Source organism: Streptomyces sp. NPDC041122 (assembly GCF_055592445.1).
The window spans coordinates 289919-296630 of sequence record NZ_JBVIYQ010000011.1 but is presented as its reverse complement, the minus strand read 5'-3'; the positions used below and the strand labels follow the sequence as shown (position 1 = coordinate 296630).

Sequence of the window (6712 nt, the reverse complement as noted above, 5' to 3'; positions counted from 1 at the left end):
TCCCTTCTCCCTCTTTTATTCCTTGCGTTGTGTGGGTGGGGGGGGGGTGTGTTTTGTTTCGGGGGCTCCCTTTTTGGGGGGGGGGGGTGGGGGACGGCGCCTACTCCCCCCCCCCCCCCCACGACGACCGCTCCACGACGAAGAGGCCCCCTCGGGGCCCTATCCGCGGGTCACGCGAAGACGGCCAGGCTCTTGGCCTTGCCCCGCGACTCCTCCGCCAGGACCAGGAAGCGGCCCTCCGGGTCGAAGACGGCGACGGCGCCGGCGCCCGCGTACTCCTCGGGCATCTCGATGCGGACGCCGTTGAGCAGCAGCCGGCCGCGCTTGTCGTCCACGTCCCAGCGCGGGAAGGCCCGGCCCGCGGCCTCGGCCACCGGCATCACCGTCAGCTCCTCCTGGAGCTGGTCGAGGGTCTTCGCCGCGTCCAGCTTGTACGGGCCGACCCGGGTGCGCCGCAGCGCGGTCAGGTGGCCGCCCACCCCGAGGTCGGCGCCGAGGTCGCGGGCGAGCGCCCTGATGTACGTGCCGGATGAGCAGACGACCGAGACGACCAGGTCGAGGACGGGCGTGCCGTCCTCGGCGACGGCGTCGCGGACGTCGTACACCGTGAAGGCGGAGATCTTCACCGGCCGGGCCGGGATCTCGAACTCCTCGCCCTTGCGGGCGCGCGCGTACGACCGCTTGCCGTCGATCTTGATGGCGCTGACCTTCGACGGCACCTGCATGATGTCGCCGGAGAGCTTGGCGATGCCGGCGTCGACGGCCGCACGGGTGACCCCGGAGGCGTCGGCGGACGAGGTGATCTCGCCCTCGGCGTCGTCGGTGATCGTGTTCTGCCCGAGCCGGATGGTCCCCAGGTACTCCTTCTCGGTCAGCGCGAGGTGGCCGAGGAGCTTGGTGGCGCGCTCGACGCCGAGGACCAGGACGCCGGTCGCCATCGGGTCGAGGGTGCCCGCGTGGCCGACGCGGCGGGTCTTGGCGATCCCGCGCATCTTGGCCACCACGTCGTGCGAAGTGAAGCCGGACGGCTTGTCGACGATGACAAGGCCGTCCGGCGTGGTGGTGCTGCTCTTGCTCATGCTCGGGCGTCGCCGTCCGTCTCGTCGGCGTCGTCGTCCTCGGGCTTGCGGTACGGGTCCGCGCCGCCCGCGAACTCGGCGCCCGCGGAGACCTCCCGGACCTTCTCGTCGGACATCCGCGCCTTGTCGAGCAGGTCCTCGATGGCCCGCGCGTTGTCCGGCAGGGCGTCCGCGACGAAGGCCAGCGTCGGCGTGAACTTCACGCCCGCGGCCTGGCCGACCGCCGAGCGCAGGACGCCCTTGGCGCTCTCCAGGCCCGCGGCCGCCGCCGCGCGGTCCTCGTCGTCGCCGTAGACCGTGTAGAAGACCGTGGCCTCCCGCAGGTCACCGGTCACCCGGGTGTCCGTGATCGTCACGTGTGTTCCGAGCCGCGGGTCCTTGATCCCGCGCTGCAGCTTCTGGGCAACCACCTCTCGGATGAGGTCCGCCAGCCTTTTCGCCCGCGCGTTGTCGGCCACTGCTCCGTCTCCCTTATCCCCGGGCATTCCCTGGGCTTGTCTTGCTGTTCAATCATCGTCGCCGTGCAGCCGCCGCCGTACCGACAGCAGCTCCACTTCGGGCCGGGCGGCGACGAGGCGCTCGCACCGGTCCAGTACGTCCGTGAGATGGCTCCAGTCGCCGGACACCACGGCGAGGCCGATCTCGGCCCGCCGGTGCAGTTCCTGCCCGCCGACTTCCGCCGCGCTCACCGCGTACTTGCGCTGGAGCTCGGCGACGATCGGGCGGACGACGGAGCGTTTCTCCTTCAGCGAATGTACGTCGCCGAGGAGCAGATCGAAGGACAGAGTCCCCACATACATGTGTGTCCGGATGTCCCGCCGGTACGGGTTCGAGGCCCCGCCGACCACTTGGCGGGGACACCAGAACCGTACACGGAACGGCCGGGGCCGATCGACGGGATTTTCCCCGTCGACCGGCCCCGACACTGAACCGAGCGGATCAGATCAGCGAACTGATCAGCCGCGCGGCTTCTCGCGCATCTCGTACGTCGCGATGACGTCGTCGATCTTGATGTCGTTGAAGTTGCCGAGGTTGATACCGCCCTCGAACCCTTCGCGGATCTCGGTGACGTCGTCCTTGAAGCGGCGCAGACCCTCGATGTTGAGGCTCTCCGCGATGACCTTGCCATCGCGCAGCAGTCGGGCCTTGGTGTTGCGCTTGACCTCGCCGGAACGGATGAGGACACCCGCGATGTTGCCGAGCTTGGACGAGCGGAAGACCTCGCGGATCTCCGCGGTGCCGAGCTCGACCTCCTCGTACTCCGGCTTGAGCATGCCCTTGAGGGCCGCCTCGATCTCCTCGATGGCCTGGTAGATCACCGAGTAGTAGCGGACGTCGACGCCCTCGCGCTCCGCCATCTGCGCGGCACGGCCGGCCGCACGGACGTTGAAGCCGATGACGATGGCGTCGGAGCCCATCGCCAGGTCGATGTCGGACTCGGTGACCGCACCCACACCGCGGTGCAGGACGCGGATGTCCACCTCTTCGCCGACGTCGAGCTGGAGCAGCGAGGACTCGAGAGCCTCCACCGAACCGGACGCGTCGCCCTTGATGATGATGTTGAGGTCCTGCACGAGACCGGCCTTGAGCACCTGGTCCAGGTCCTCCAGCGACACCCTGCGGGTGCGCTTGGCGAACGCGGCGTTGCGCTCACGGGCGGCACGCTTCTCGGCGATCTGACGGGCCGTACGGTCCTCGTCGACGACCAGGAAGTTGTCGCCGGCGCCCGGGACGTTGGTGAGACCGAGCACGAGGACGGGAGTCGACGGGGTCGCCTCCTCGACGTTCTCGCCCTTGTCGTCCAGCATCGCGCGGACACGGCCGTAGGCGTCACCGGCGACCATCGTGTCGCCGACGCGGAGGGTACCGCGCTGGACGAGGACGGTCGCGACGGCGCCGCGGCCCTTGTCGAGGTGGGCCTCGATCGCGATGCCCTGCGCGTCCTGCTCCGGGTTGGCCCGCAGGTCGAGCGAGGCGTCCGCGGTCAGGACCACGGCCTCGAGCAGCTGCTCGATGTTGACGCCCTGGCGCGCGGAGATGTCGACGAACATCGTGTCGCCGCCGTACTCCTCGGCCACCAGACCGAACTCGGTGAGCTGACCGCGCACCTTGGTCGGGTCGGCACCCTCGACGTCGATCTTGTTGACCGCGACCACGATCGGCACGTCGGCCGCCTTGGCGTGGTTCAGCGCCTCGATCGTCTGCGGCATCACACCGTCGTTCGCCGCGACCACGAGGATCGCGATGTCGGTGGACTTCGCACCACGGGCACGCATGGCGGTGAACGCCTCGTGACCGGGGGTGTCGATGAAGGTGATGGCGCGCTCTTCGCCGTTCACCTCGGTCGCGACCTGGTAGGCACCGATGTGCTGGGTGATGCCACCGGCCTCGCCCGCGACGACGTTCGTCTTGCGGATCGCGTCGAGGAGGCGGGTCTTGCCGTGGTCGACGTGACCCATGACGGTCACGACCGGCGGACGGGAGACGAGCGCTTCCTCGCCGCCCTCGTCCTCGCCGAACTCGATGGAGAACGACTCGAGGAGCTCGCGGTCCTCCTCCTCCGGGCTGACGATCTCGAGGACGAAGTTCATCTCGTCCGCGAGGAGCTTCAGCGTCTCGTCGGAGACGGACTGCGTGGCGGTGACCATCTCGCCGAGGTTCATCATCACGCCGACCAGCGAAGCCGGGTTGGCGTTGATCTTCTCGGCGAAGTCGGTCAGCGAGGCACCGCGCGACAGGCGGACGGTCTGTCCGTTGCCGCGAGGCAGCATGACGCCGCCCACCGACGGGGCCTGCATGGCCTCGTACTCCTGGCGCCTCTGCCGCTTCGACTTGCGACCGCGACGGGCGGGCCCGCCGGGACGGCCGAACGCACCCTGCGTGCCACCACGGGCACCGGGACCACCGGGACGGCCACCGAAGCCGGGACGACCGCCGAAGCCGCCGCCACCACCGGGACGACCGGCACCGCCGCCACCCGGACCGCCGGGACGGCCGGCGAAGCCGCCGCCACCGCCACCACCGGGACGACCCGCGAAGCCGCCGCCACCGGGACGACCGCCACCGCCGCCGCCCGGACGACCGCCGCCACCGGGGCCACGGCCACCGCCGGGGCCACCGCCGGGACGCGGGCCCGCGGCGGGACGCTGCGGCATCATGCCGGGGTTCGGACGGTTACCGGCGGGACCGCCGCCGGGACGCGGAGCGCCGCCCTGCGGGCGGGGCATGCCGCCCGGGGTCGGACGGGCGCCGCCCTGACCCTGCGGACGGGGAGCGCCACCGGGGCCGCCCTGACCGCCCTGCGGGCGCGGGGCGCCGCCGGGGCCACCGGGGCCGCCGCCGGGACGCGGGGCACCACCCGGACGGGGCGCCTGCGGGCGCGCCATGCCGGTGGAGCCACCGGAGGTGAAGGGGTTGTTGCCCGGACGCGGACCCGCGGGACGGGCACCGCCCGGACGCGGGGCGCCACCCTGGCCGCCGGGGCGCGCAGCACCCTGACGGTCGCCGCGGTCACCACGGCCCTGGCCGCCGCCCTGACCCTGGCCCTGGCCGGGGGCCGGACGGCCACCGGGCTTCGGGGCACCCGGGCGAGCGCCCGGACGGGGGGTCTGCGCGGCCGCGGGGGCCGCCGGAGCAGCCGGGGCGGCGGGCGGAGCGGTGAACTCCGGGGCAGCCGGAGCCGGCGAGGCCGGCGCGGGCTTGGGGGCCGGCGGCTTCGGGCCGGGCGTCGGGCGCGGGCCCGGCGTGGCCGGAGAGGCCGGGTTCTCGGCCGCGGCGGGCTTGGGCGCCGGCGGCTTGGGCGCGGCCGGACCCGGACGGGCGGCCTGCGCGGAAGAGGGCGCCGACGGGGTCGCCGGCTTGGGGGCGGCCTGCTTGCGCGGCGCGCCGGGCTTGGCGGCGGACTTGCCGTTGCCGCCGCCCTGCTGGAATGCGTCAGTCAGTTTGCGTACCACGGGCGCCTCGATCGTCGAGGACGCCGAACGTACGAATTCACCGAGATCTTGGAGCTTGGCCATGACGACCTTGCTCTCTACTCCGAACTCCTTGGCGAGTTCGTATACCCGGACCTTAGCCACTTCGCTCCTTTTAGGTCCGGGTTACGCCGGACCGTCGCTACTTCATGGGCGTACTCATCGCGTGCTCATCGAGTGCTCATCGCAATCTCGACCTACTTCCAACTCGCGGAATACCAAGGCCACACGGGGTTCCGTGTGACCACGTCTTACGTTGCTGCCTGCTGGATCGTCTCGACCGCCCGGCGCACCGCATCGGTGCCGAGCGGACCCTGGGCTCGAAGGGCCCGTGGGAACGCCCGGCGGCGGATCGCCAGGTCCAGACAGACCAGGGCGGGGTGTACATAGGCACCCCGGCCGGGCAGCGTACCGCTTGGATCGGGGGCGCAGGCGCCCTCTTTCGCCACGATGCGCAGCAGTTCGCTCTTGGCCGCTCGCTCCCGGCACCCCACACAGGTGCGCTCAGGGCATGCGCGGGCATGCGTCCGGCCAGACACGCTTAAGTCTACCTCCCCGCACCGACCTCACCCCTTTGGGGCAAGAATCGAACGGCTACTCGCCACATACTGTCGTGATCACAGCGGTGGCCGCCCGGAATTTATTCCCGCGACCGCTCCGCCGCGGGTCCGCTACTGGTCGGCCGGCTGCTCGGTGTCGGGCCGGATGTCGATGCGCCAGCCCGTGAGCCGGGCGGCGAGGCGGGCGTTCTGCCCCTCCTTGCCGATGGCGAGCGACAGCTGGTAGTCCGGCACGGTCACCCGGGCCGAGCGCGCGGCGAGGTCGACGACCTCGACCTTGCTGACGCGGGCCGGGGAGAGCGCGTGGGCGACCATGTCGGCCGGGTCGTCCGACCAGTCGACGATGTCGATCTTCTCGCCGTTGAGCTCCGCCATCACGTTGCGCACGCGGCTGCCCATCGGGCCGATGCAGGCGCCCTTGGCGTTGAGCCCGGAGCGCGTCGAACGGACCGCGATCTTGGTGCGGTGGCCGGCCTCGCGGGCGATGGCCGAGATCTCGACGGAACCGTCGGCGATCTCCGGGACCTCCAGCGCGAAGAGCTTCTTGACCAGGTTCGGGTGCGTGCGCGACAGGGTCACGGACGGGCCGCGGACGCCCTTGGCCACCCGGACCACGTACGAGCGCAGGCGCAGCCCGTGCGGGTACTCCTCGCCCGGCACCTGCTCCTGGACGGGCAGGATGGCCTCGAGCTTGCCGATGTCGACCAGCACGTTCTTCGGGTCGCGGCCCTGCTGGACCACGCCGGTGACGATGTCGCCCTCGCGCCCGGCGTACTCGCCGAGCGTCACGTCGTCCTCGGCGTCGCGCAGGCGCTGCAGGATGACCTGCTTCGCCGTGGTCGCGGCGATGCGGCCGAAGTCGGACGGGGTGTCGTCGAACTCCTTGGCCTCCTGGCCCTCTTCGAGGTCGGCCGGGTCCTCCGTCGCCCACACCGTCACGTGGCCGCTGTCGCGGTCCAGCTTGACGCGGGCGCGCCGGAAGCTTCCCTCGGTGCGGTGGTAGGCGATGAGGAGGGCCGATTCGATCGCCTCGACGAGCAGGTCGAAGGAGATCTCCTTCTCCCTGACCAGACCCCGCAGGGCACTCATGTCGATGTCCACG

General features: G+C 71.4%; 6 protein-coding genes. All 6 read right to left on the bottom strand.

The window, feature by feature from the left end; translation table 11 throughout:
- Positions 1–170: 170 nt before the first annotated feature.
- Complete coding sequence (truB, locus tag ACZ6B8_RS34375) at positions 171–1079, bottom strand: tRNA pseudouridine(55) synthase TruB (protein ID WP_471086723.1); 909 nt, start codon at positions 1077–1079, stop codon at positions 171–173.
- Complete coding sequence (rbfA, locus tag ACZ6B8_RS34370; protein ID WP_355811904.1) at positions 1076–1537, bottom strand: 30S ribosome-binding factor RbfA; 462 nt, start codon at positions 1535–1537, stop codon at positions 1076–1078. The genes truB and rbfA overlap by 4 nt, the downstream gene beginning before the upstream one ends.
- A gap of 48 nt (positions 1538–1585) precedes the next feature.
- Positions 1586–1879 carry a DUF503 domain-containing protein gene (locus ACZ6B8_RS34365; RefSeq protein WP_471086719.1) on the bottom strand — a complete coding sequence of 98 codons (294 nt, stop codon included), beginning with the start codon at positions 1877–1879 and terminating at the stop codon, positions 1586–1588.
- Between the two features lie 156 nt (positions 1880–2035).
- Entirely contained in the window at positions 2036–5155 is a 3120-nt protein-coding gene (gene infB / locus ACZ6B8_RS34360; protein WP_471086716.1) for a translation initiation factor IF-2, read from the bottom strand.
- 146 nt (positions 5156–5301) lie between these two features.
- Entirely contained in the window at positions 5302–5589 is a 288-nt protein-coding gene (locus ACZ6B8_RS34355) for a YlxR family protein (RefSeq protein ID WP_471086713.1), read from the bottom strand.
- Positions 5590–5721: 132 nt separating this feature from the next.
- Entirely contained in the window at positions 5722–6711 is a 990-nt protein-coding gene (gene nusA, locus ACZ6B8_RS34350) for a transcription termination factor NusA (protein ID WP_469253210.1), read from the bottom strand.
- Position 6712 lies beyond the last annotated feature (1 nt).